Raw genomic sequence first — 25904 nt, 5'->3', positions numbered from 1 at the left:
CTAAATACCGGCTGTGTTGTTTGGGTTGTCATTTTATACAGCGCGGCCTTGGCTCAAACTCACTCACTCTTAATGGAAGTTGGATCACTTTGCCACATCCTGGCGGAGCTTGTTTACCTGTGTGTTCGTTTACAAAAGCCCAACGAATTGAAGATGGGCGAGTATCAGCAATAGCTTGTGGGTTAAGTGGTTTTAAATAACGAATATAAGCCTCTAGCGCCCCTACGCTGCCAGTTAAACCTGTGCTTTTATTATCATCGCGGCCAAGCCATGCAACAGTTACCGTATTTTGATCAAATCCAGCAAACCAGCTATCGCGCAAATCGTTGCTGGTGCCTGTTTTGCCAGCTAATTGAATAGACGGAAAGTGTAAATTTAAACGCTTGGCTGTGCCGTCTTTTGTTACGCGTTTCATTGCATACTTAGTCATGTATACAGACGCTTTATCGAAACGAGGCTCTGCACTCACCTGATGTTGATATAGTACGTTACCTACAGAGTCGGTTAGTGCTGAAATAGACGTCAACTTCTTATACTCACCGTCATTTGCGATAGTGGTGTAAAGCTGAGCTACATCAAAACTCGATAACTCCAAAGCTCCTAAGAGTAAAGATGGGTATTCATCTATTTGATCATCCACACCGAGTGATTTAAGTGTATTTGCAACTTTATCCACTCCTATATCTAAGCCTAAGTTAACAGCAGGTATATTAATACTATTACTAAATGCTTGATAAAGCGGTATCGCACCACGGTATTGACGATCAAAATTTTCAGGCTGCCATACATTACCTTCTTCATTGGTTACCTGTAACGGCGAATCATCAAGTAATGTGGCCAAATTATAATTTGGTGATTGCAGCGCTGTTAAATAAACGGCGGGCTTAACTAAAGATCCTATATTCCTCTTTGTATCCAGCACTCTATTAAAGCCTGAATATCGAACGTCGCGCCCTGCTACAAGGGCCGATACACCACCCTTATCTGAGTTTACAGAGATCATAGCCACTTCAAGTTTATCTGTTTTAGGGCGTCTCTCTAAATACGGTAAGCTTTTCTCAACCGAATTTTCCATTGCTGTTTGTTTTTGTAAATCAAAGTAAGTAAAAACCCTAACACCAGCATCTAATGTTTGCTGATCGGGTAGTAATTTATTTAATTCACGGTTCACCAATTCTAAATACCCTGGGTATGATTTTTGTAAACTTTCTTTCATTGGCGCAATGTCTATTGAGCGCTTAAGCGATGCTCGGTATTCTTTTGTACTTATTAATTTGTTTTCTACCATAAGGCGAAGCACTAAATCGCGACGCTCCATAGTGCGCTCTTTATAACGGCGAGGATTGTAATAAGACGGGCCCTTTACCATCGCCACTAGCAGCGCTATTTGGTCGTATTCAAGCTCATCAACGGGTTTTGAAAAATAAAACTCAGACGCCAAGCCCATTCCATGCACGCCTTGGTTATAGGATTGCCCTAAATAAACCTCGTTTAAGTAGGCCTCTAATATTTGGTCTTTTGAGTAACGATAATCCAGAATAAGCGCTATAAACGCCTCATTTATTTTTCGCAATAGCGAACGTTCACGGGTTAAATATATATTTTTAGCGAGTTGCTGCGTTAATGTACTACCGCCTTGTACTGTTCGCCCTGCTCTAATATTGGTATACAAAGCGCGTAAAATAGAAAAAACAGATACACCGTGGTGCTCATAAAAATTACGGTCTTCCACCACTAGCAAAGTGTCTTTTAACATAGCAGGAAACTTATCAAGGGGCACAAATTCCCTATCTTGCTTAGAATCGTTACCAATGCGGGCTATTTGAACAGGCTCTAAGCGAGCATTATTCAAGCGCCTACCAAATTTATCTTTTACAGAGGCTACCTTTTGTCCTGCAAAACGCAGCTCAACAATCCTAGACTCCTCCAGCCCATCATAAAACTCAAACTCACGTCGATAAATTTTAATGCTATCGGCCGTTTTAACGTATTGGCCGGTGCGGCTAAGTCGATTAACCGACGAGTAATTTAGACGTTCAAGTTCAAATTCCACCTCTTGACTTGATAAAAATTGCCCTGGGTAAAACTGCATTGCACGCGCATACACTTGTGCTGGTAGTTGCCATTTATTGCCCTCAAATACACGTGTTGTTTTTGAGTCTAAATAAATAAGGTACATGGCCATAGCAATAAAAACCGCCAAGCTTAGCTTCCAAAAAACTGACCATGTTTTTCTCATAAATGAGCGTTTAACCACAGTTTTTGCCGCTTTTTTTGTTGATTTGGGTTTAGTTTTACGTGGCGAACTGCTTGCTTTCGATGCACGCTTAGAAGGGGGTTTACTACTGGGTGTTTTTTTATTATCAGCCATGTAAGTGTAATGTGTTCCAACGGTTTATTTACAAAGGAGAGCTTAGCATATTGGTCATAACCCTAACACCTGAAAAATTAACCTTCCCTGAAACGAAAAAAGCTCTACCTAAAGTAGAGCTTTGATGAACACACTATATAAATTTAGTTATTACGAACAGATACAAACTCAGGGTAAGCTTCTACACCACAGTCGTGTTGATCCATACCGTTTAGCTCTTCTTCTTCTGTAACACGTATACCCATTGTGTATTTTAATATAGCCCACACAATGAACGATGCTACAAAAACAAATGCCAAGATAGTTACTAAACCGATTAACTGGTTAACAATGCTCGCATCACCGTTTGAAAGCGGAACTAGCATTATACCTAATGCACCACACACACCGTGTACAGAAATAGCACCTACTGGATCATCAATCTTAATCTTGTCTAAAGCTATAATGCTAAATACAACTAATGAACCGCCTAATAAACCAAGTAAACAAGCCATTAATGGAGAAGGTGAAAGAGGGTCTGCAGTAATAACAACCAAGCCCGCTAACGCACCGTTAAGTACCATTGTTAAATCTGCTTTGCCCCATAATACTTTACATACAAATAGTGCTGCAATTGCACCCATTGCCGCAGCCGCGTTAGTGTTAAGTAAGATTTGACCTACAGCCGTTGCGTTTTCTTTATCTGATAGTAATAACTGCGAACCACCGTTAAAACCAAACCAGCCCATCCACAAAATAAATGTGCCTAAAGTTGCAAGTGGCAAGTTAGAACCTGGAATTGGGTAAACTTCACCGTTTTTACCGTATTTACCTTTACGAGCGCCTAACAAAATAACACCTGCTAGTGCTGCTGCTGCACCTGCACCATGAACAATGGCAGAACCTGCAAAATCAACAAATCCCATTTCAGACAAGAAACCACCGCCCCATGTCCAGTAACCTTCCGTTGGGTAGATAAAGCCAGTTAAAACAACAGTAAATGCTAAGAAAGCCCATAGCTTCATTCGCTCAGCAACCGCACCCGATACAATTGACATAGCTGTTGCAACGAAAACCACTTGGAAGAAAAAGTCAGACTCTAAAGAGTGATCGGCATCAGCAGCTTGCGTACCAATTAACGCACCCAGTGATGGCATGATTCCGCCCTCAGCGTTGTCTACATACATGATGTTGTAGCCAACTAACAAAAACATGGTACATGCGATTGAATAAAGCGCGATGTTTTTAGTTAAAATTTCAGTGGTGTTTTTAGAGCGAACTAAGCCTGCTTCTAACATGGCAAAACCTGCTGCCATCCACATTACCAATATACCCGATATCAAAAAGTAAAATGTATCGAGTGAAAATTTAAGTTCTACAATTGTATTTTCCATAAGCCCCTCTTAAATTGCTTCTTCGTCAAGTTCGCCAGTACGGATACGAACAATTTGATCTAAGTCGTACACAAAAATTTTGCCGTCACCAATTTTGCCTGTTGATGCAATTTTAGTGATAGCTTCAACTACGCGTTGGCAATTTTCTGTACGAGTTGCAATTTCAAGTTTGATCTTTGGAATAAAATCGACTTGGTACTCTGCACCACGGTATAACTCTGTATGACCTCGTTGACGTCCAAAACCTTTAACGTCAACTACAGTCATCCCCTCAATTCCTAAATCAGCGAGCGCTTCACGCACATCGTCTAATTTAAATGGTTTTATGATTGCACTAATCATTTTCATAGCGGCCCCCTCGGACTCTTTATTGTTATCCTGTTGAGTTACATAATCCAACCTTTGTGCCACTATTTAATCTAATTTAAAAACAATAACTTAATTAAAATACTTTGCTTTACCACAAAAAAAACGCACCATTTAGGTGCGCTTTTTTAACAACTTAGCTACATTGGTGCACATGTAACACTGCACCAAAACTTAACACGTTTTTATCCTATGCAATTTCTACCTTTACTTTTTGCTTCATATAACGCTTTATCGGCAACGCGCATCGCATCTTTTAAATTCGTATTTTGAAACTCTGCAAGCCCAATGCTCGCCGTTATCGTGCATGGCTTGTCACTAATAGAAAAATCGTAACTCGCCATTTTTTTTCTAAATGCTTCAAGGTACTCGCGAGCTCTCGCTAAACCTATGTCTGGTAACACAATGGCAAACTCCTCTCCACCGACTCTTGCTACCGTAAATTTTGCAAAGGTTGAGCGAATAAGTGAGCCAACCTGTTTAAGCGCCTGATCGCCGCCTTCGTGACCAAATGTATCGTTTATATTTTTGAAAAAATCCACATCAAGTAACGCAAGCGTATTGTTTTGATCTTTGTTTTTTAATAGCTTTTCAGCATATTGATAAAAGTAACGTCGATTATATAAACCCGTTAAATGATCTCTAAATGCACTTTCTTTTATATCTGCAATCAGCGATAACTGCTCCATAGTTTGCAGTACACGACAATGAAACTCCTCATTCATAAACGGTTTAGTTAAAAAATCGTTTGCACCATATTTTATAAAACGTGCTGATAAACCATGTTTACCTGCGCCAGACAATCCAATGACGGCTAAATCGTCTCGCCCTCTAAAATTACGAACGGCTTTAACTAGCTCAAAGCCATCCATTGTAGGCATAGCGTAATCAGTCATAAGTAACTTTATATCTGCATCAGCTTTTAGTATTTCAAGTGCCTGCTGTCCATCATTCGCGGTTGTCACATCAAATAATTGCTTTTCGAGCATTTGTTTCATTAATGAACGGCTCAACATAGAATCATCGGCAATTAACGCTTTACAGCCTTGGTTTCTGAGAAGTTGTGATACTAACTTAACAGCATAATGATAAGAATCACGGTTATCTTTTATAACGTAATCAACCACACCATCTTCTAGCATTTGCTGGCGTTTGTACTCGTCTATCTTTGATGTAAGCACAACCGTTGGAATTGCTTTAGAAAGTGTGTATTTGGCAACTTCGCCACTTGGGGCATCTGGAAGTGTTAAGTCAACAAGCGCTAGGGAATAGTCGTACTTTTCTACGTAAGCCTTGCACTCAGCTAAAGACCAAGCAAAATCAACGGCAACATCTAAATACTGGGCGGTTAAGTGGCGTAAAACCTGCTGCACTACTTTGCTGTCTTCAACCACTAATACTCTTTGCATAGACCTTCTCTTTGTTCTCATTATTTTTGCAACATTTGCTGCAAATGCAAAATAATAAAACTTACCGGTACTACGCTTTACGCAGCAAAAATAAGTAAAAATAAGTAAAAAACATCCAGAGTCATTGTTATTGAACGCTTTAAATATTAAAGCACATTCCATTAAGTAGCTTGTAAATCGACAGATATAATAAAAAAACAAACCTACAAGCAAATATACCTGATTTTAATTATTAGCTAAATAATTAAACAAATATTTAAACCATTAATAATCGTTTTATCTACTTACCAGCTAATTTTAATTAACTTAACCACTTATATCGGCAGCTAGTCTCATTACCTTTGTTATTTCACTCATTTTTATCTTTAATGAGTTATTAAATATAATAAGGATACCTCATGAAGCTTAGTCGTATTTTACCAATCACGGTTTTTGCATTAATGCTCAGTACCCATGCTAATGCTGATAATCAACGCCGTATTGATGTAGATAGTAAAGTTATCACCCAACACAAAGCTAAAATTAATGGTCAACGCTTTAATTATACGGTTGCAACAGGCACTCAACCCGTATGGGACGACAAAGGCGATGCCGTTGCTACACTGCAATACACCTATTACACACGCGATAAAGTTGATGATAGAACCAAACGTCCATTGCTCATTTCTTTTAATGGTGGCCCTGGCTCAGCCTCAGTTTGGATGCACTTAGCCTACACCGGCCCACGTGTATTAAAAATTGATGATGAAGGCTACCCTATTCAACCCTATGGTGTTAAAGACAACCCATACTCTGTACTTGATGTTGCCGACATTGTTTATGTAAACCCTGTGAATACAGGTTATTCGCGAGTTATTGAAAACGAAAAAGGCGAAAGGCTTTCTAAAGCTCAACAAAAAGAGATGTTTTTTGGCGTTAACGCCGACATTAAATACCTTGGCGAGTGGCTAAATACCTTTGTAAATAGAACAGAGCGTTGGCGATCTCCAAAGTTTTTAATTGGCGAAAGCTATGGCACAACACGCGTATCGGGCCTTGCACATGAGCTACAAAATAGCCAATGGATGTATATTAACGGTGTTGTATTAGTGTCACCAACAGACATTGGAATTAAACGCGAAGGCCCAGTTAAAGCGGCAAATCGTTTGCCATACTTTGCAGCCACCGCGTGGTATCACAAAGCACTAAATGCCGATTTACAAGCAAAAGATTTAGACGAACTCCTTCCTGAAGTTGAGCAATTTACTTTAAACGAATTAATACCAGCTTTAGCAAAAGGTGGCTTTTTAGCGCAAGACGAAAAGCGTCGTATCATTAAAAAAATGGCTGCGTATGCTGGCCTTTCAGACACGTTTGTCGATCAAAACAACCTTGATATCCCTACGCAATACTTCTGGAAAGAATTATTACGTGATAGAGGCCAAACAGTCGGCCGTTTAGACTCTCGCTACCTAGGCATAGACAAACGCGATGCAGGAGATTCACCTGACTACTGGGCAGAGCTGACTTCATGGTTACACTCGTTTACACCTGCAATCAATTACTACCTGCGCGAAGAGTTAAACTATAAAACCGACATAAAATATAACTTATTTGGTAACGTTCATCCTTGGGATAGAAGTGGCAATAATACCGGTGAAAACCTTCGCTTAGCAATGGCTCAAAACCCTTACTTAAATGTAATGGTACAGGCGGGTTATTTCGATGGTGCAACCAATTACTTTGATGCCAAGTACACAATGTGGCAATTAGATCCAAGTGGAAAAATGAAAGATCGTTTGAGTTTTAAGGGCTACAGAAGTGGGCACATGATGTACCTTCGCCATGCTGACTTAGAAAGTTCAAATAACGACTTAAGAGAGTTTATTCAAAACTCACTACCTAAAGAGTCTAAATCAGCCAAATATTAAAATACTGAGCAATCACCTATAAATGGCTTAACTGAGTCATTTATAGGTGTAATCCCTTGCTGTTTTGTAATGACTTATTTAGCTGTCATTTCGCGTAAATTACAAGCGCCAGCTTTAATAACCGGTTCGCGTGCGTTGTAGCTTTTAGTTTCTAGCATTGTCCGTAAATTCACCAGCGTTTTAAAGGTACTTTTAAGTCCCACCTTATTGTATAGCCAGGTTGGAATATTTCCTCCAGGTAAGGCGTAAACCTGATATTCAATATTTAAATCTTCGTCTTTTTGTGTCAGAAACCAATGTGCATTAAGCGTTTTAATTCTTACTACACGCTTAGTTAATGGCAATTCTTCTGGACGCGATTCAATAGAAAGCTTAGTTTGCTGCGGAGATAATCTTGAATAACACGAATAGGTAACAGCATCTCGGTTTGCAACAGGCCAAGGAGAGTCGATATAGCTATAAACGAGGTTTTCTGAAGGGCTAAGTGCTTTAATTAAAAGTACTTTAGACGTGTTTTCAAGCCAACTTGACGCAATACGCGTATCACTTAATAAATCTAAGAAGTCATTTGCTGTTACATCTTCAATATTAAGCTGGCCTTTTACAACAAACGTATCATCAGAAAATTGCTGATACTCAATGCTTACTCCTTGCTCGTTTTTGTATAATAGCCAACGAGGCTCAGAGTAAACGTTAAAGCTTAACAAAATAATTAGGAAGCAAATGCACTTTTGCATTGGGATTAAATTGCAAAAGTGCTTGATCATCATTTTTGCCAATAAGGCGCTATGTCAAACGAAGCAAGCCGACTTTGCTCCATTGCACTGACTAAGTATTCCGATTTTTGCTCTAACCAAGATTGAATTTTGGCTAGTTGCTCATCTTCTTGGCCAGCACATAATTGCTTTAAATACTCAAGGGTACTGAGTTCATAAACACCATGCGAAATATCTAACCACGGCAATCTAAACTCAAGACGCTCTTCTTTATCGAACATCGATCCTAAGCAATTACCGCTTAGCAAACTGTTTTCAAGCTGCATTCGTAAATTAAGGTAGTCAGCTACGCCTAGCGTTTGCTCTTTTGGCAATAACTGGTGCAGGTTTTTCCAGTCTTTATTAAACAATCTTTCAGCAATTGAAGACACTGGATTTTCTGCAGCTTGGAGCTCTACCTGCCCCCAATCTTTTCGCCATTGCTTGTCAATCAACCATGTTGTTAACGAGAGCAATAAACGATTATACCGGGCACTATGAAACAGCGCATTAATGTCATCAATACTTGGCTGCAGCTCTTTTAAGTCGTTAATAACTTGCGCCAAAGCGGGCGCTGCATTTATTTTTTTATAAAAGGCATGACGTTTTGACGTATAAGTTTTTAACTGAATTGCATTTTCTACCCATGCTAACTCGCTCAAAAGCCACTTAAGCTCGGTGCGTAATTGTTCGGTGCTGTCTTTAGAGACTATATCGTCAAACAACCAAAAGGTATGACGAATTAAACTAATACCGTCAGTCACCCTTTTTAAGGTTTTTAAACTCGGTTTATCGAAGTAACACTGCTCATGCTTTTGCACAAACCGAATACCAAAGTTCATTGCTTCTTTTAAAGCGTTTTCTTGGGTTGCAGAGCGAGGAAGCTTAACAAATCCAATCGACTTACTAGGCTTAAGTGGATTATCGTCGGCTAAACGATAGCCACGCGCTGCTTTTGAATACAAACCAAGTCGAATACAGTTTTGGCTAACTAAAATATCGGCCAAAGCAAACAGTTCATTGCGGCTGCCTTCGATTAATTCTATTTCCAGCTCGCTGATCATCTCAACTTGCCCAGAAGCAGCAATCTCGCCCTTATCAAGCACGACCTCTATTTTTGCACCGCCTTGCGTTTCAATTAACCACGTACGACGAATAAAATTAGTGCTAAAAATAGGAAATAAATTTTGTGAAATCGCATCTACCTGCATTCCATGAGGCCAAATGTCAGCACTAAACGCCATCAAGTTTGGGCGGCTGGAATCAATAGGTAAGTTATATTCTGGGCGCTGATGAAGGCCACCTACCACTTCGCCAGCAAGCTTAATAGTTTGTTCGCACTGATTGTCAGAACAACGGGTTCTAAAACCAATATCAAGGGCTCTTAATTCACGGCTAGGCGTATCGTAATAAGCATTTTGCAAACTACGTGAAGGCTTATTAATAACCGTTTTTGCAAATTGAGTAATTAATGAGGGGATCAGTGGGACAACGGCATCTGATACCAAAAATTTCAGTTCTATCTCAGTATCCATTCGGTTTGCGGATTACCTTTAAAATAAATAAGTGGTCAAAATAAACAAAGCGCTCTAACAATGCAAATTTTTTAGCTTTTTTGAGTGGTTTAATCATGGCAGGGTTACAATATCAGCCTTGCTTTTAAAAGGCTAAATCCCTACTATCTTGCTTTATATGTGAATTAAAAAACCATGTTCATAACGGACTCAGTAAGAACAACAAGGTAGATAAATGCTAAAATATTGTTTATTCGGGCTACTTTTAACAGCCACTACGTTTATAAGCTACGCACAAGATGAAGCAACAACAGCGAGTTCATCAGATGCAAATACCGCTTATATCATCGACAATTTATATACATTTATGCGTTCAGGGGCGAGTAAAAATTATCGACTACTAGGCTCTGTAGACGCAGGAACAAAAATAACCGTACTGTCTGGCGAAGAAAACGGCTTTATTAAAATAAAGGACGACAAAGACCGCGAAGGTTGGATTGAAACTAAATTTATTTCTACTACGCCTGGGTTACATCAACAATACCAAACCTTAAGCAGCGAAATGAGCACCATGCAGGAAAATTTACGCCTTGCTCAAATAGAACTACCGCAGCTACAAAAGCAAAATCAAACCTTAACCGATCAAAACCTGCAATTATCCGCGCAAATTACAAGCCTGCAAACAACACTCGCGCAAGAGCGCACGCAAAAAGAAGCCGCTAGTTCAAAAGAAAAACGACAACTACTTACCTACGGCGGTGCGATTGCATTTTTAGGGTTATTTTTGGGAATTATTTTAACCATTGTTTTGTCGCGCCGTAAGCGTTACGAAGGTTGGGCATAAATGAATTGAATGAATGTTGTTCAATAAAAAAGCCGCTATTAGCGGCTTTTTTATTCGCATATCAAATATTGAGCTATGCATATATAGCACTGGCTTAACTATAAAAAATAGATTAACTTACTATTTTGCCAGCGGCTGTACTTCTTTATTTTCGTTCATCTCTAACTTTGGCGCATTCATTCCCTTTAATAAACGACCGAATATATCAGCACCAGTAATAATGCGCTTCTCATCACCCCATACCAACACAACGTCGTGATCAATAGCACCATCAAACGATTTATCGAGCGAATGATTTGCGCGTATTTTTAAAATAACTTCACTTAAACGCAGTGTTTCATCCGTTACAATAATAGGTCTGTGGCAAAAATGGTAAGGGTCAAAAGTATCTGGCTCAAATAATGCTGCTCGTAAAAAACCATCGGCATCAACCACTAATAACGGCCACCCATCGTTGTTAGTCAAAATTACCCAGTTATAGCCCGATTTGTGTAATTTACGTAAAAAGTCATTATCGGCTGATAATGTCAGTTCAGGAAAAATAGGTAAATCAAGTTTAGTAGGTAAAGAGATTATAGAATCTGGATCAATTATTTCCCCTTCTTTAGTTACACTGATTTCGTCTAAGCTAAAAAAGTTAAGTGCACCAATACCTTCAACATGTTGCACATCAGCTTCTTCCGCCTCAATGTGTTTTCGTATTATTCCTCTAAGCTCGCTTTCAGCAAAATAGGTAATACCTTCTTTGCCCAGCCATGCATCAAGTACCAAGGCCGTTGGTTTAGCAACAACATAAAACAAAACTTGATAAAACTTTATTAATGGTGAAAGCATACTCGCCATTTTTAATGCATTACGAGAAAAATAAGCTTGAGGTGTTATCTCACCGATTATCGTAATCGCAATCGTTGAGAATAAAAACGAGCTAGCGCCCATTAACACAGAATCAGAGAGCAACGTGAGTAAAACGTTAATACCCACGTTACCCCACAAAATGGTTGCTAGTAAAAAGTTAGAGTCGTTACGAAGTGCCATAACCTTAATTGCCGCTTCGTTTCTTTTTGAACTTTCCATTTCAAGCTGTAATCGGCTTAACGAAAAGAACGCCAAATTCAACCCCGAAAATATTGCCGATTGCGAAATACACAGAGCAATAGCACACCAAATCATGACATCAAACGTCATTTTATTTTCCTATTAAAAAGTTTATAGCAGCAACAAACTGCCTAAACCTAAAAAGGTCACAAACCCAACAATGTCGGTAACCGTTGTTAAAATAACAGAGCCAGATAACGCTGGATCTATTTTCATTTTGTCTAAAATTGATGGTATTACAACGCCCGCGAGCGAGGCCGCTACTAAGTTTAATAAAATAGCGACTGTAATCGTTACACTTAACATCAAATCGTTAAACCATAAGTAGGTAAGTAAACCAATTACAAATGCCCACACTAAACCGTTAACAGCCCCGACTCTTAGTTCTTTTTTAAGTAACGCATTGCGGTTTGAATCAGTCACCTGCCCCAAAGCCAAACCACGCACGATAACGGTTAATGTTTGGCTACCCGCAATTCCTCCCATTGAGGCTACAACCGGCATAAGTACAGCTAAAGCAACCACTTGCTCTATAGTGGCGCCAAATAAACCAATAAACCATGATGCTAAAAATGCAGTGGCCAAGTTTATACCTAGCCAAATACCACGGTTTTTAGCACTTTTTCGTACACTGGCAAATAAATCTTCGTCTTCTCGTAAACCACCGGCCTTTGCGGTGGCTTCATCGGTTATTTCTTGGCGAAGTTCGTAAGCAGAGGCAATTGTTAATCGCCCTAATAATTTATTATCTGAATTTACAACAGGCATAGCCATTTGCTCAGAGTGAATTACGACTTCAGCAGCTTCATATAAATCATCGTCTGCATGCAACGATGAAAAATCATGATTTGCTAGTGTCATTAAATTATCGTTATCGTGTGCTTTAATAACATCGTTAATGGCCACTTCACCAATTAAACTGCCTTTTCGGGTCACTAAATAAATAACTTCGCTGTATTGCGGTACACCTTTAAATAAAAGTTTTTTTGCACCACCCGCAGTTAACTTGTCAGACACCTTTAAAATATCAAAACCTAGCCAGTGACCTAGTTGTTCTGGTGGGTATTGTTGTGCTAGCTCGTACTGCTTGGTTTGCGCTTCATCTAATTGCTTTTTTGCATAGTCGACAAACCGCTCTGGTATCACTTCTTCTAATTCAAGTAGCTCTTCTACATTTACTTCATCAAGTAATTTAAATGCATCACTGTCATCAAGTGTTTGCAGTAACCATAAACAACTGTCAGGGCTTAAATTTACAAAAATTTCATGCTGTGTATCTTCGTCGAGTAATTGCCAAATTTCGAGCCGCTGCTCTTTGGGTATTGCTTCAAACAATAACGATAGATGCTCTGTAGAAAGTGTGCTTTGTGCGTCGATCAACAGTTTATTCTTACGTTCTGTGGTATCGCATTGCAGTAAGTCGTTTATGAGTTGTGGGAGTTGATCTACCGGATACTCAATCATTAAAAAAACCTTAAAATTAAAAAGCACATTATTGACAGTTTACCTTCTCAATTAAAAATTGCAGAAAAAACGGTATTTTATTAAAGATGTGCATGCTATTTTTCGCATTGTATGGGCAAAACAAAGGCAGTACTAATTATTTCTTTATAAATTAAAAATATGAAATTAAGGTATTAGAAAACAATAAGGGAAGGAAGCTGGGCAACTATGAATGCTAAAGCATACAAGCATTATTATGTATGCTTTAAATGTGTGGGATTAAATTTCGATTAATAACCCTTTATCTTTTTTTACTTTTTCAATAACCATATAAGTATGATGTGTGCCTACACCGGGGATATCAACTAAGTCTCCCAACACTTGCCTGTACTCTTCCATGTTAGATACACGTATTTTTAATAAGTAGTCGTAACCGCCTGCAACCATGTCACATTCTACAACTTGTTCCATTCTTAATATGTGTTCTTTAAATACTTTAAATACAGCAGTATTTGAAGTGACCAACGACACTTGAACATGAGCCACTAAGCTTTGGTTTAACTTAGCTTCGCTTAATTTAGCATAATAACCCTCAATATAGCCTTCTTGCTCTAATCGCTTTACGCGATCAAGGCATGGGCTTGGGCTTAAATTAACTTGTTTTGCTAAGTTAACGTTAGAAATTCTGCCGTTTTTTTGCAAAACGTCTAAAATTGCTAAATCAATGCGATCTAGCATGCGTAATCTATTTGGATTTGTCATACAGAATTTTATGCGGATAAGTTAAATTTATGCCCTGTAAATTATCGTAAATCGACAAATTTAACCAGCATATTCTGCTGAATTTTATTTAGAATGCACTCTCAATATCACTGGTATTTTATTGGTAATTAAATTTACTTTAAATCTTAACACTGCTAAGGGTTGCTTATGTTATTCAACGGCGATTTAACAACTGACTGTCCTATAAGACAAAAAATCCGTGACTTTTACCGCATAGACGAAAATGCGGTTATCGATCATATTTTACCGCTTGCAGAAGTAGGCGTTAAAGCACGAAGCCGTGCCTGGGAAAGAGCCCGCCAGATTGTTTTAAACATCCGTAAAGAACAAGATGGTCAAGGCGGTGTAGATGCGCTACTCAATGAGTTTTCGCTTTCAAGTGAAGAAGGCGTAGTGTTAATGTGTTTAGCCGAAGCGCTGCTTCGTGTACCAGACAAAGAAACCCAAGAAGCCCTTATTCGCGACAAGTTAGCAAAAGGTGATTGGAGCTCTCATTTAGGCAGTAGCGACTCTTTATTTGTAAATGCATCATCTTGGGGCTTATTAGTAACCGGTAAAATGGTTAACTACACAGATAAAACCAAAGACCAACAGTTTGGTATGCTTAAAAAGACCATTGGTCGTTTAGGTGAGCCAGTTATTCGCAAGTCTGTAAACTTTGCAATGAAAATTATGGGCAAGCAATTCGTTATGGGTCGTACCATAAACGAAGCAATTGAACGTGCTGCCGACACAGAGCAAAAAGGCTATGTATATTCTTACGATATGCTTGGTGAAGGCGCGCGTACAAGTAAAGATGCTAAACGCTACTTTGACAGCTACATGAATGCCATCCACTCAATTGGTAAAGCGGCAAATGGCCGTGGTCCGATTAAAAGCCCGGGTATCTCTGTAAAGCTTTCTGCTATTCATCCGCGTTATGAGTTCACTCATAAAGATCGAGTAATGGCAGAAATTGTACCTAAGCTAAAAGAGCTTGCTCTAGCTGCAAAACAGTATGATATTGGTTTTACGGTAGATGCTGAAGAAGCTGACCGTTTAGATATTTCACTGGATATTATCGAAGCCGTATTTAGCGATAAAGAGTTGGATGGCTGGCAAGGGTTTGGCTTAGCTGTTCAAGCGTATCAAAAACGTGCGATTTTTGTTATTGAATGGCTAACAGAGCTTGCTACGCGTGTAGGTCGTAAACTAATGGTGCGCTTAGTTAAAGGCGCATACTGGGATACTGAGATTAAAACTACACAACAAGATGGTTTGGATCACTACCCTGTATTTACCCGCAAAGCCACAACAGACGTATCATACAAAGCCTGTGCAATTAAAATGCTAGAAGCACGTGATGTGCTATACCCACAATTTGCAACGCACAATGCATACACTGCAGCAACTATTTTAGAAGTGGCTAAAGGCGATAACACAGGGTTTGAATTCCAGCGTTTACACGGTATGGGTGAGTCACTATTTGACCAAATTGTAAGTGAAGAAAAAATTCAATGTCGCGTGTATGCCCCGGTTGGCCAACACGAAGACCTACTGGCGTATCTTGTTAGACGTTTGCTAGAAAATGGTGCAAATTCGTCGTTTGTAAATGCCATAGTTGATACCTCTAAACCGGTAGAAACATTGCTGCCAGATCCGGTAGAAACGCTGCAAGGACTTCGTAACAAATACAATACGCAAATTAAAATGCCAATTGATTTATACGGCGAAGAACGCGCCAACTCTAAAGGCATGGACTTGACCGATATAAACGTGATTACCCCGTTTAAAGAAAACCTAGACAACTGGTTTAACGAACATCGAATAGATCAAAGCCAAGTCCCTGATGGGTCACTTGCTGTTAAAAACCCAGCAAACCATAAAGAAATCATCGGCCATGTAAAACTACAAAGTGGCGATGAAATGAAAACACTACTTGCTAATGCAGAAGCAGCGTTTGAATCATGGTCGCAAACCCCTGTAAAAGACCGTGCTAATTTATTACGCCGCATTGCTGATATTTTGGAACGTCATCACGACGAACTCGTTGCTATTTGTATCAAAGAAGCGGGTAAAGTAGCACAGGATGGCATAGATGAAGTACGTGAAGCAGTCGACTTTTGTCGTTACTACGCTGCACGAGCCGAAGAACTCTCAGAAGATGAGCGCTTTGAAGCACGAGGTGTAATCCTGTGTATTAGCCCATGGAATTTCCCACTCGCTATATTTTTAGGCCAAGTGGCTGCTGCTATTGTGACGGGTAACACCGTTATTGCCAAACCGGCTGAACAAACAAGCTTAATTGCTCTACGTACCATTGAACTTATGCTATCGGTTGGCTTACCTGAGCACGTTGTACAGCCTGTTATTGCACGCGGTAGTGAAGTGGGTAAAACAATTGTTCCTGATGAACGTATTCAAGCAGTTATGTTTACAGGTTCAACTGAAACCGGCACATTAATTTCTCAAACGCTTGCAGCACGAAACGATATACAAGTGCCATTAATCGCCGAAACAGGTGGCCAAAACTGTATGATTGTTGACTCAACAGCACTGCCTGAGCAGGTCGTTGATGATGTTATAAGTTCTGGTTTCCAAAGCGCTGGTCAACGCTGTTCAGCTCTACGTGTATTGTTTATTCAAGAAGACGTGGCCGACGGCATCATTGAAATGCTTAAAGGTGCTTTGGCTGAATTACATATTGGTGATCCGTCATTGTTATCTACCGATGTAGGGCCTGTAATCGATGAAAAAGCACTTAAAAACTTAACTGAACATGTTGAGTATTTAAAAGGCAATGCAACACTTCATTATGAATGTAAGATTCCGGACAACAGTGAAAATGGTGCGTACTTCTTTGCTCCTCGTTTATACGAAATAAAAGATCTTTCTGTACTTAAGCGCGAAGTATTTGGCCCATGTGTTCATATTGTTCGGTTTAAAGCGAATCAACTTGATGACGTAATCGATCAGATAAACAATACAGGCTACGGCTTAACAATGGGTGTCCATTCACGTATTGAAGAGCGTTGCGAGTACCTTGCTAAAATGTCTCGTGCTGGCAATGTATACGTAAACCGCAATATGATTGGCGCAATTGTTGGTGTGCAACCATTTGGTGGCCGAGGTTTATCTGGCACGGGCCCTAAAGCCGGTGGTCCAAACTACCTACAGCGTTTGGTGAAAGAAAAAGCATCACCAGAAAACGTGCAAATGACGAACCTAACGCCTGATGAGCTTGATTTACACCACTACAGCGGTGCAAATGCCCAAGTAGAAAAGCTAATGGCTAACTCAATGCGCGATGAAAAAATTTGGCGAGCAACCCCGCTTAATGACCGTGTATCTGCTGTTCGCCAGCTTCTTGCCAAAATTGCTACGGTAGAGATTATTGATGACTTAGCTGACGATTTAGCATTAACGCTAGCCGATGCGCGTGCGCAGCTAAACCGCCTTGAGAAGCACATGCGTAAATTTACAACGCTGCCTGGGCCAACGGGTGAGTCTAATACTCTTCATTTAGAAGCACGCGGCTGTGTTGTTTGTTATGCCGATAAGAGCACGTCTTTTAACTTTTGGGCGTTATCTATCATTACTGCCTTGGCCGCGGGTAATACAGTAATTACAGTTGCCTCTGAAATGTTTTACGAAGAAGCCGAAGCATTCAGAGAGAAGTTTATTGCTACAGGTGTTGCCGAAGGGGTATTCCAAGTAGCTAAACCTAATCAGTTACAAGCGATTTTGGGGCATCCTCATTTAGCCGGCGCAGTTGTTGCAGCGCGTTCGTCTCGTTTAGGTTACTTCAGCCAACAACTTGCGCAGCGTAAAGGCGCTATATTACCGGTGATCAGTTCTGAGTATTACGACACATTAATCAAACGTCTTATCACTGAAAAAACAATTAGTGTAGATACAACGGCATCGGGTGGAAATACATCATTGATGACGTTAGTTGAAGATGATGATTAATTGAGCTAATACTAATTACTTAATAAATATATAAAAGGCACTGTTAAGTGCCTTTTTTCTATTTAAAACGCGTAAAGTTTGTTACATTTAATACAGATTTATTAGTTAAGCAGTGAAATTGAAAAAGCTCCCAGTTTCTAAATTACTCCCTGGAATGTTTGTGCAAAGCGTTACAAAACAAACGGGCAGAGTAAAAATTAAAAGCCAAGGTTGGGTAAAAACCCAAACCAGTATTGATAAGCTAATTAAAGCGGGGATTTTAGAAATTGAAATCGACCCAGACAAAACACTGACCCAAGAAGTCCCTAAAAAAGAACCAATCAAAGCTCCTTCTGCAAAAATAGAACGCGACCCCTGGCAAAAAACGCATAGCGCAGCACAAGAAATGAATAAAGCTAAAAAGCTTTATGACGAAGCTAAAACACTGCAAGTAAAAGCATTTAAAGATATAAAGTCAGGCTTGAATATCGATATAGCCCCATTTAGAGAGCTTGCTAGTGGGTTTATGGATTCAGTTTTTAGAAACCAAGATGCCCTAGCCTGCCTGACGCAAATGCGCCAAAAAGATGCCTACTTGCTAGAGCATTCTATAAACGTATCTATTTTAATGGGTATTTTTGCAAAACACCTTAATATTGAAAAAGACATTATTGTAGAGCTTACTACCGGTGCGCTACTGCATGATATTGGTAAAATAAAAACGCCAGATGAAGTCCTCAATAAACCTGGGCGTTTAACCGAAGCAGAATTTGAAATAATGAAGCAGCATGCGGTTTACTCAAAACAAATTTTAGAAGAGTCAGGTTTAACGGGTATTGCAGTAGATATTGCGGGTATGCACCATGAACGTATAGACGGTACTGGTTACCCTTTTGGTAAAAAAGGAAATGAAATAAGCCAGTATGTTCGCATGGCCTCTATTGTTGATGTATATGACGCCCTTACTGCAGAGCGAGTTTATAAATCGGGCATGGAACCCATCAAGGCATTTAAAATATTAAAAGATGGCTGCCCAGATAGCTTTGACGGCGCTTTACTAACTAAGTTTATTCAGTGTATTGGAATTCACCCAGTGGGCACATTAGTAAAGCTTTCAAGCCAAAAAGTTGGGCTTGTGACAGAAAGTAATCCAGCGATGCCATTAAAGCCGATTGTTAAAACGTTTTATAGTGCAAAACACAGCCGTTACACCGAAGTGCTTGATATTGATTTATCAAACAAAAAAATTGTGGACTCACTCGAATCAACCGTAAAGGCCGGCGATTTCAATATTGATTTAGAGCGCTTTTACAAAAACTCTGTATTACCTTAAATTGTCAGTATAAGCCCAGTATTACTCACTGAGCTTATACTTGTTTGTTACTCCGGCCAGTCTTGCAGGGCTTTTAAGCTAAACTCGTAACCGTCAAAATCAATCACGCTTTGCTCTGGTGTAATTTCTTTAACCATTAATGCACCTATGCTATCACCTTCGTGAAGCTCTCGCCCATTTAGCTTTATCCAGCGTTTATCTGCACTTGATGAATAAATATGTGCTTGGTATTTAATACTTGGTAGCATTGCTTGAAGGCCGTCTGGTAACAATTCGATAGGCTCTACCCGAGATGACGATTTTGAGGCTTGAGTTACCTCATAATCTTGGTTTTTATCGACATCTTGCACTGCCTGCGCAAACGCATTTTTAAGTGTAGTTGGCACAGCATTAAGCTCAGGATCGCTTTTAGGTTCAGCTCGCGCTGCACCACTAATTGGCTTACCCAACACTTTATACTTACTCATATCAATACTTGTCGAAGACGTATTTTGAGTTTGCTTAACATTGCCTTGGTTATACGTAAACTGTGGGGGTGGATTCGGTTGACCTTGGTTTAGCTGATTATAATTTTGCGTATTTAAAAGCTGAGGCTGATTATAAACTTGTTGAATGCCGTTAGCTGCACCTGTTGATGGCATAGGAATATACTGCCCCGTAGGCGTTAATAACATTTGCTGAATACCCGTGGGTGTTTGCACGTGCACTAATTGCCCTTCAATAGTTGCGGTGTTGCTTGGTAGCTGTTCAGGTTTAGGCTTTTCATTCACTTTAGCTTGTTGAGTGACGGGTAATGCTTCTGTTTCTAATTGGGTCGTTACTTGTTCATTACTTTGACTGCTAACTACATTAGAGGGTTCAACAGAGCCTGATGATTGCATCCACTTACCAAAAGTAAATCCGGCTGTTATCGTAACAAAGGCTGCTAAGCTGCCTCCCAAAATAAAAGCGATACGGCGGTAACGAGCCAGTGCTTGTTGCTGTTTTAACTGCTCTGACTGTAAATCGTACTGCTCGGCACTCATATCAGCTTGTTGAGATTGCTTTAATGCATCTAGTAAATAAGACATAAATCACCTAACTATAAAATAAAAGAAAGCCCAATACCTGAGGCAAATAGAGCGCAAAAGGCAAAGCAATAGATTAAAATGGATGACGATTTTTCAGGCTTATTCGTTGTCGCAACAAAGTCGGTAGGTAATGACTCTTGTGCAGATTGTTTTACTATATCGGCATTTACAACGAGTTGCTGCTTAGAGAACGTTCCCACTAAAGCACGTTCACATACTAAATTCATTAACCGTGGTACACCGCCTGTCATTTTATGAACCATCTGCATTGCGTCCATTGAAAATAAACCTTTGTCACACCCCGCAATGTGTAACCGGTGCTTGATATACGCGACTGTTTGGCCTTGTGTTAAAGGTAATAAGTGATAACGTGCTGTGATCCTCTGAGCAAGCTGCCTCAACTCATTACGCTTTAGTAAATCTTGAAGTTCAGGCTGACCTACTAGCACGATTTGCAACAGTTTTTTATGGTCGGTTTCTATATTAGTTAATAAACGAAGTTGCTCTAGCACATTGGGGGCAAGTAGCTGCGCCTCGTCAATAATTAAAATAGTATGGCCACCCGCTTTGTTATTACTCTCTAAATGCTTTTTTATTATGTCTGTTAAACTTTTAAGTGTCGCATTTTGTGCGTCATAACTAATCTTCAATTCATCACAAATACTAGCTAACAGCTCTAGTTCTGATAGCGCAGGATTATGAATCATCGCTACTTGTGTATTTTCAGGTAATTGCTCTAGCATGCTGCGGGTGATTGTTGTTTTCCCGGTGCCTACTTCACCCGTCAGTAATACAAAACCACCGTCTTCTCCCAATCCATAGGTTAAGTGTGCTAAGGCTTCTTTATGGCGCTCGCTTAAAAATAAATAATGAGGGTTAGGCGAAATCGAAAAAGGTTTTTCGTTCAGGCCAAAATAGCTTAAATACACCGCGATGTTCCTTCGAAATTAAATCACCGTCTATAATGGCAAAAAAACGCGCCCAGTAACATCGTTGTGAGCGCTTTATTGTTGAAATAAAGTAAATTTATGTAAAAACAAAAAAAAGCGCAGATTCGGAATTTACTTCCAATAACGGCGCTTTTTAATCAAACTTATTTAGTATTTATTTTTCGTAGCGAACGAGGCGCAAATAAACATCACTGGTTTTAGGGCGTAAACTATTTAACCCACTGTCAAACTGATAAACCCAGGCCGAACTCATACTACTAACACCCGATGTGCTAGACCAATAGTTTTGAGATTTAGTGCCTAAAAAAACAACCTCATTTATACTTGGCTCTGTACAGCTGTGCTCTAGAATACTGGCTAGCTCTTTAATATTAGGCACCTGCCAATCATCATAGTTTGCAGTTGTATCGTTAGTCGCTCCTCGTAAAGCTTCCTGCCACGTCACTGCAGGAGTGGATCCTTCGCACAGAAGTGTTTCTGTATTATAGGTTTGAGAATAACTACAACGCTGCCACATTAAGCCGGTTTCAGTGTCAGATACTGTCCNATCGGCTTCTGACTAAACGAACATACGCGTTGTTCTCTTTTGGATAGGCAAGATCATTACCGTTACTCATATCAATAATATAAGCCTGCGATAAACTGGTGCCATCCGCAGCAGTTTGAGATGTCCAATAAGGTAAATTAACATTATCAATAGCACCCGCTTCTGGCATATTTGGGAAAAAAGCCGTGTCAATTAATACGCTTTGCCCTTGCTTACCATAATCAATTAAACCAAGAAGCTCTGTATAAGTAGGGACTCGCCAATTTGTTCCCCCACAAAAATCGATGGCATTAACTGCATTTACATAGGTTTGTAGGCCACAACTTGTGTCGTTAGGGCATGTTGTATTTGCTGTACTATCTGCATCGGTAGTTGTGTCGCCAATGTCCCAATAATAGCTGTTTTGCGCATCCCGTAACGTTGTATTTGGTAAAGTACCAGAGGAAGGGGATTTAACTTCCCAAACAAGCCCAGTTACATTGTCACGAATACAGCTAAATACTTCACTGGAGTCATCAACCTCGTCGGCAAACTGATTAAGCTTGGTATAATCAAATGCGAGATTCCCTATGCCTGCTTTATCTATGCGGTTAGCATAGCTGTCACGACCGAGTTCTGCATCCTGCTCAGGAAAATCATCACTGTCGCAATTTATACGCTGCGTATTGTTGTAGCATTCTCCCATACCACTGTCGTTTATCAGGCCAAGCGCTTTTGGCGTTATATCAATAAACACCGTATCGGTATCGTTGCGTCCTTTCGAATCGGTAACGGTTACTTCAAAGCTAAGCGTAGTATTGGTGTCTACATCGGAGGCAAAAAAGGTAGATACACACTGTTGGCTATCGCTCAGTGTTTCGGCATTCCCGGTTAATTGTTGCCAATCGCACTGATATGTATCCGTGACTGTTTCGCTATTGCTTGCGTCTAGTGTTACCTGGTCAAATTCTTCAACATTTTGATCATCCCCTGCATTTGCGGCAACTAATTCATTGGTTTTATTAAGGCTCATTGTGAATTGAGTACTGGCTTCACCACCCTCATCGTCAGTAACTGTTAAGCGCCAAAGTAATGTTGTGTTTGCTTCTAACAAAGGATGAGTAAAGCTTAATGTCGAATCATCAAAGCCAGAAATATCTAAGTCAGGGCCTGATATAAGTTCCCAAAAATAGCCATTTACTATTCCATTTTCATCAGGATCACTTGAGTCTAGAGCACTTAATATAATGGTATCTTGGTATACAGAAGGAAGCGTAGCTGGCGCTGTTTGGGTTATTACAGCTAGAGGCAGTTGATTGTTAGAACTAACCGAAATTAAAACGTCGTCACTTACTGCGCTATTGCCAGTGCTTTGATAACTGACCCTTAATACAATTTCGCTATCTGCTTTTACATCAGGTGCAGTCAGTGTTTGCTCAGCGCCTTCAAGTGGAAAACCATCTATACTTGGTCCGCTAACTTGTTGCCAAGTAAAAGTTCCATCCGCTGGAGAGCCTTGTGCAGTGATTGTAAAATCAATTTTTTCAATAACTTGTACATCTGAACCCGCATTCACTGAGGCTTCAATATTTGTGGTGCTGTCACTACCGCCACCACCGCCGCAGGCCGTGATAAAAATGCAGGAAAAAAGAGGGATTAACGCTAACGCTTTCATTCGTAGCACCTTGTGTCAAATAATTACTATAACGCAATCGTAAGCAATAAAGGTGCCACTAAGCTTTACATATAAGCATCTTGATGAATACGAACAAACAATTTAGTGCCAATTTTACTGTAATCAACTTTATATTCACGCCCATCTAACGACTGAATAAAAAGTAACTGCTTTTCTTCACCAAATACTTCGGCACTACTTATATATACCATTTCTAGGTAACGGTCTTTTGCATCGCGTCTATTTTTTGGTAACTCTTCTTTAAAGGGCTCTAAGCCGTTTTGAGTTACTTTAATTCGTGGGTGTATGTCAGAGTTAACAACCACTAAATCAAGTTTTTTGTCTTTATGTATTATGGTATTTCGACCACTTTTTAAAAAGGCTCTTTCTTGGCTCATTGTCTTTTCCTACAACCGCAGTTTAATCTTTAAGCTGCGACGCTATAAACTGATGTGGCTCGCGCTTCCATTTATTTAAATTAGCGCTAAAAGCCCAAATATCGGTGTCTAGTACACTGGCAGGTAGTAATAAATCATACCCCGTTAGCAACTTAAGGTGCTTGGTTCTGTTTGCAAACATAGCTATTAAACCATTATAGCTAATTCCGCGCGCAGATCGATGCTGTGTATCTTCTACTAACCATTCTGATGGGCAATTGCCATTTTTGCAATGATTTTGAACAACCTGCATAAAAAAATGTCGTTGTTCTATAAGTAATTTACCCGCAATTCTAGGGGTTATACTCATTAAAAACTCATCAATATCATTTAGTTTTAGCCCAACCGCGTTTAGCTCTAAATGCTTTAAGCCTTTTTCTACTTTTGGAACACCGCAAGAATGAAAGTTTTTATGAGATAGGCACCAACGGCCATATTTATGCCTATACTCTATAGCAGATTCGCTCAAAATTAAGCTGTAATAAGGTTCTTGAGTTTTTAAAAAACCCACAAAAATAGCCCCAAGGCAGGCACTGACTAAAAAAATTTCAACAATGCTAATAGTGCCTGATCTTAGTAAATTAAATGCCATAATAAAGACTAAACCAATAGCGCCCACAATGAGGATTTCAATTCCATTTCGTGAACCTTGCGCACGGTATTTAATGGGTTTTTTAGTGTGTTTATCCATACTGATAAAAAACCATATAAAATATAAACATAATAATAGCCCATAAAATTACTTTTCTGGCTGTCATGCAGGCCTTACAAGATGTTTTAAAATTCATATATTTATCGCTTTAATTAAACAAAAACCGGTACACACCTTTAATATTACTTACTTTTACGCCTAACGCACAAAATTATGAGACACATAACAGACTTTATCCGGTCTTATTTCGTACAATACTTATAATTAATTTTCAGGTATGAAAACGATGTACTCTAGACAATCAGGTAAAGCTCTTTTTCCATTCATTATTACACTACTTTTAATATTTAGTGTTTACTTATATTTACCCTCAAGCCATGGCGAACAGGCTAATTTCTCTAACATGTCTACACAGGTTTCTGCACATACAGTAACTTCGCAAGAAAACGCTGTAATGATAGAAGCAATTGGTAGCGCACGCGCAAATCAAGCTATTTACATTAAAAGCGCACAAAACGACTATGTTACCGACATATTTTTTAAAGATGGTGATTTAGTGAGTAAGGGCCAAAAACTTGTGCAATTGCAAAGCAGACAAGAAGAGTTAGCCGTTGAAGAACTCAGCATTAATTTACAAGAAGAAAAGCGTCAGCTTAACCGCCTTACAGAACTTTCACGTACACAGTCTACAGCTAAATCGTTGCTCGAAGAGCAATTATCTGTCGTAGACGCGACCAAGTCACAATTAGAAAGTGCTAAAACAACGTTAAGCGAAATGACCATTCGTGCACCTTTTTCTGGCTTATTAGGAAAACGCGAAATATCTACAGGCGCTTATGTTAATAATGCAACCATACTCACCACCCTTGATGATATTAGTATTATAAAAGTAGACTTTAAAGTCCCTGAAAAATATTTAGCGCAACTGGCCATTGGCATGAAAGTATTAACGCAAAATGACGCTTACCCTGGCCAAACATTTACAGGCAAAGTCACTCATATTAGCTCACGTATTGACGCCGTTACACGCAGCATTGAAGTAACCGCTAGTTTTGCCAACAAATCTGGCTTATTACGTCCAGGCATGCTGCTAAATACCGCACTTGAGTTAAGTACAAGCCAAGCACTTATGGTGCCAGAAAAGGCCGTTATACCACTGCAAGATAAACACTACGTGTTTAAAATTACAGATGGCGTAGCAAATAAAATAGAAGTACACGTTGCAAGCAGAAATAACGGTTGGGTAGCTATTGATGAGGGCTTAACTGATGGCCAGCAAATTATTACTGAAGGGCTGATTAAAATTCGCTCGGGCAGTAAAGTTAGCGTTAAGGGGTAATACGTGAAAATTACCGACACTAGCGTTAAACGCCCCGTTTTTGCGATTGTAATTAACTTATTGCTACTAACCTTTGGTTTAGTGGCATTTAGCATGTTACCGCTTCGCGAATACCCCGATATAGAGACA

20 protein-coding genes and 1 pseudogene are annotated in these 25904 nt (G+C 39.6%); 6 read left to right on the top strand and 15 right to left on the bottom strand.

Going from position 1 to position 25904, the window contains the following annotated elements; all coding sequences use genetic code 11:
* Positions 1 to 28: 28 nt before the first annotated feature.
* The 4 genes from mrcB to ATS71_RS11645 all read right to left on the bottom strand — a co-directional run bounded on the left by mrcB (position 29) and on the right by ATS71_RS11645 (position 5519).
* Positions 29 to 2371 carry a penicillin-binding protein 1B gene (mrcB, locus tag ATS71_RS11660; protein ID WP_058404983.1) on the bottom strand — a complete coding sequence of 781 codons (2343 nt, stop codon included), beginning with the start codon at positions 2369 to 2371 and terminating at the stop codon, positions 29 to 31.
* 143 nt (positions 2372 to 2514) lie between these two features.
* Positions 2515 to 3744: an ammonium transporter gene (locus ATS71_RS11655; RefSeq protein ID WP_058404982.1), complete on the bottom strand. Its 1230-nt coding sequence runs from the start codon at positions 3742 to 3744 to the stop codon at positions 2515 to 2517.
* A gap of 9 nt (positions 3745 to 3753) precedes the next feature.
* Positions 3754 to 4092, bottom strand: a complete 339-nt coding sequence (locus ATS71_RS11650) for a P-II family nitrogen regulator (protein ID WP_004587162.1) — start codon at positions 4090 to 4092, stop codon at positions 3754 to 3756.
* Between the two features lie 203 nt (positions 4093 to 4295).
* Positions 4296 to 5519, bottom strand: a complete 1224-nt coding sequence (locus tag ATS71_RS11645; protein ID WP_058405100.1) for a GGDEF domain-containing response regulator — start codon at positions 5517 to 5519, stop codon at positions 4296 to 4298.
* Positions 5520 to 5917: 398 nt separating this feature from the next.
* On the opposite strand from ATS71_RS11645, the gene ATS71_RS11640 reads away from it, so the two are divergent.
* On the top strand, positions 5918 to 7429 hold the full coding sequence (locus tag ATS71_RS11640) for a S10 family peptidase (protein ID WP_058404981.1): 1512 nt from the start codon (positions 5918 to 5920) through the stop codon (positions 7427 to 7429).
* A gap of 74 nt (positions 7430 to 7503) precedes the next feature.
* Here the strand turns inward: ATS71_RS11640 and ATS71_RS11635 are convergent, their stop codons facing one another.
* Together ATS71_RS11635 and ATS71_RS11630 are read right to left on the bottom strand one after the other, a co-directional pair.
* Positions 7504 to 8196, bottom strand: coding sequence for an START domain-containing protein (locus ATS71_RS11635; protein ID WP_058404980.1), 693 nt, complete (start codon positions 8194 to 8196; stop codon positions 7504 to 7506).
* The gene (locus ATS71_RS11630) at positions 8196 to 9719 is read right to left on the bottom strand and encodes a CYTH and CHAD domain-containing protein (protein WP_058404979.1); all 1524 of its coding nucleotides are present in this window, start codon (positions 9717 to 9719) and stop codon (positions 8196 to 8198) included. Before ATS71_RS11630 ends, ATS71_RS11635 begins: the two co-directional genes overlap by 1 nt.
* Before the next feature lie 214 nt (positions 9720 to 9933).
* Here ATS71_RS11630 and ATS71_RS11625 point away from each other — a divergent pair, with 214 nt between their 5' ends.
* Complete coding sequence (locus ATS71_RS11625) at positions 9934 to 10542, top strand: TIGR04211 family SH3 domain-containing protein (protein ID WP_058404978.1); 609 nt, start codon at positions 9934 to 9936, stop codon at positions 10540 to 10542.
* Between the two features lie 120 nt (positions 10543 to 10662).
* Here the strand turns inward: ATS71_RS11625 and ATS71_RS11620 are convergent, their stop codons facing one another.
* The 3 genes from ATS71_RS11620 to ATS71_RS11610 all read right to left on the bottom strand — a co-directional run bounded on the left by ATS71_RS11620 (position 10663) and on the right by ATS71_RS11610 (position 13842).
* Positions 10663 to 11727: a DUF21 domain-containing protein gene (locus ATS71_RS11620; RefSeq protein ID WP_058404977.1), complete on the bottom strand. Its 1065-nt coding sequence runs from the start codon at positions 11725 to 11727 to the stop codon at positions 10663 to 10665.
* A gap of 21 nt (positions 11728 to 11748) precedes the next feature.
* A complete protein-coding gene (locus ATS71_RS11615) occupies positions 11749 to 13101 on the bottom strand; it encodes a magnesium transporter (RefSeq protein ID WP_058404976.1) in 1353 nt (450 codons plus the stop codon).
* A gap of 258 nt (positions 13102 to 13359) precedes the next feature.
* Positions 13360 to 13842, bottom strand: a complete 483-nt coding sequence (locus ATS71_RS11610; protein ID WP_058404975.1) for a winged helix-turn-helix transcriptional regulator — start codon at positions 13840 to 13842, stop codon at positions 13360 to 13362.
* A 168-nt stretch (positions 13843 to 14010) separates the two neighbouring features.
* Here ATS71_RS11610 and putA point away from each other — a divergent pair, with 168 nt between their 5' ends.
* Positions 14011 to 17814, top strand: coding sequence for a bifunctional proline dehydrogenase/L-glutamate gamma-semialdehyde dehydrogenase PutA (gene putA / locus ATS71_RS11605; protein ID WP_058404974.1), 3804 nt, complete (start codon positions 14011 to 14013; stop codon positions 17812 to 17814).
* Between the two features lie 118 nt (positions 17815 to 17932).
* Positions 17933 to 19126: an HD-GYP domain-containing protein gene (locus tag ATS71_RS11600; RefSeq protein ID WP_058404973.1), complete on the top strand. Its 1194-nt coding sequence runs from the start codon at positions 17933 to 17935 to the stop codon at positions 19124 to 19126.
* Between the two features lie 47 nt (positions 19127 to 19173).
* On the opposite strand, the gene ATS71_RS11595 is transcribed toward ATS71_RS11600, so the two are convergent.
* The 6 genes and pseudogenes from ATS71_RS11595 to ATS71_RS11570 all read right to left on the bottom strand — a co-directional run bounded on the left by ATS71_RS11595 (position 19174) and on the right by ATS71_RS11570 (position 24475).
* Positions 19174 to 20196: a general secretion pathway protein GspB gene (locus ATS71_RS11595; RefSeq protein ID WP_058404972.1), complete on the bottom strand. Its 1023-nt coding sequence runs from the start codon at positions 20194 to 20196 to the stop codon at positions 19174 to 19176.
* An 11-nt stretch (positions 20197 to 20207) separates the two neighbouring features.
* The gene (locus tag ATS71_RS11590; RefSeq protein ID WP_058404971.1) at positions 20208 to 21125 is read right to left on the bottom strand and encodes an ExeA family protein; all 918 of its coding nucleotides are present in this window, start codon (positions 21123 to 21125) and stop codon (positions 20208 to 20210) included.
* A gap of 175 nt (positions 21126 to 21300) precedes the next feature.
* A pseudogene (locus ATS71_RS11585) lies at positions 21301 to 21692 on the bottom strand (DUF1566 domain-containing protein); the annotation flags it as partial.
* Position 21693: 1 nt separating this feature from the next.
* On the bottom strand, positions 21694 to 23347 hold a 1654-nt coding region (locus tag ATS71_RS11580; protein WP_235591474.1), incomplete at its 3' end, for an Lcl C-terminal domain-containing protein.
* 65 nt (positions 23348 to 23412) lie between these two features.
* Positions 23413 to 23745, bottom strand: a complete 333-nt coding sequence (locus ATS71_RS11575; RefSeq protein WP_010556974.1) for a hypothetical protein — start codon at positions 23743 to 23745, stop codon at positions 23413 to 23415.
* A 22-nt stretch (positions 23746 to 23767) separates the two neighbouring features.
* Positions 23768 to 24475, bottom strand: coding sequence for a DUF2982 domain-containing protein (locus ATS71_RS11570; RefSeq protein WP_058404969.1), 708 nt, complete (start codon positions 24473 to 24475; stop codon positions 23768 to 23770).
* Positions 24476 to 24722: 247 nt separating this feature from the next.
* Here ATS71_RS11570 and ATS71_RS11565 point away from each other — a divergent pair, with 247 nt between their 5' ends.
* Positions 24723 to 25775 carry an efflux RND transporter periplasmic adaptor subunit gene (locus ATS71_RS11565; protein WP_058404968.1) on the top strand — a complete coding sequence of 351 codons (1053 nt, stop codon included), beginning with the start codon at positions 24723 to 24725 and terminating at the stop codon, positions 25773 to 25775.
* 3 nt (positions 25776 to 25778) lie between these two features.
* Positions 25779 to 25904: hypothetical protein (locus tag ATS71_RS19055; RefSeq protein WP_235591481.1), on the top strand; the 126-nt coding region annotated here is incomplete at its 3' end.

The organism is Pseudoalteromonas sp. H71, from assembly GCF_001468485.1.
GTDB lineage: Bacteria > Pseudomonadota > Gammaproteobacteria > Enterobacterales > Alteromonadaceae > Pseudoalteromonas.
Note: the sequence above shows the minus strand (reverse complement) of the source record. Positions and strands in the feature narration are given on the sequence as shown.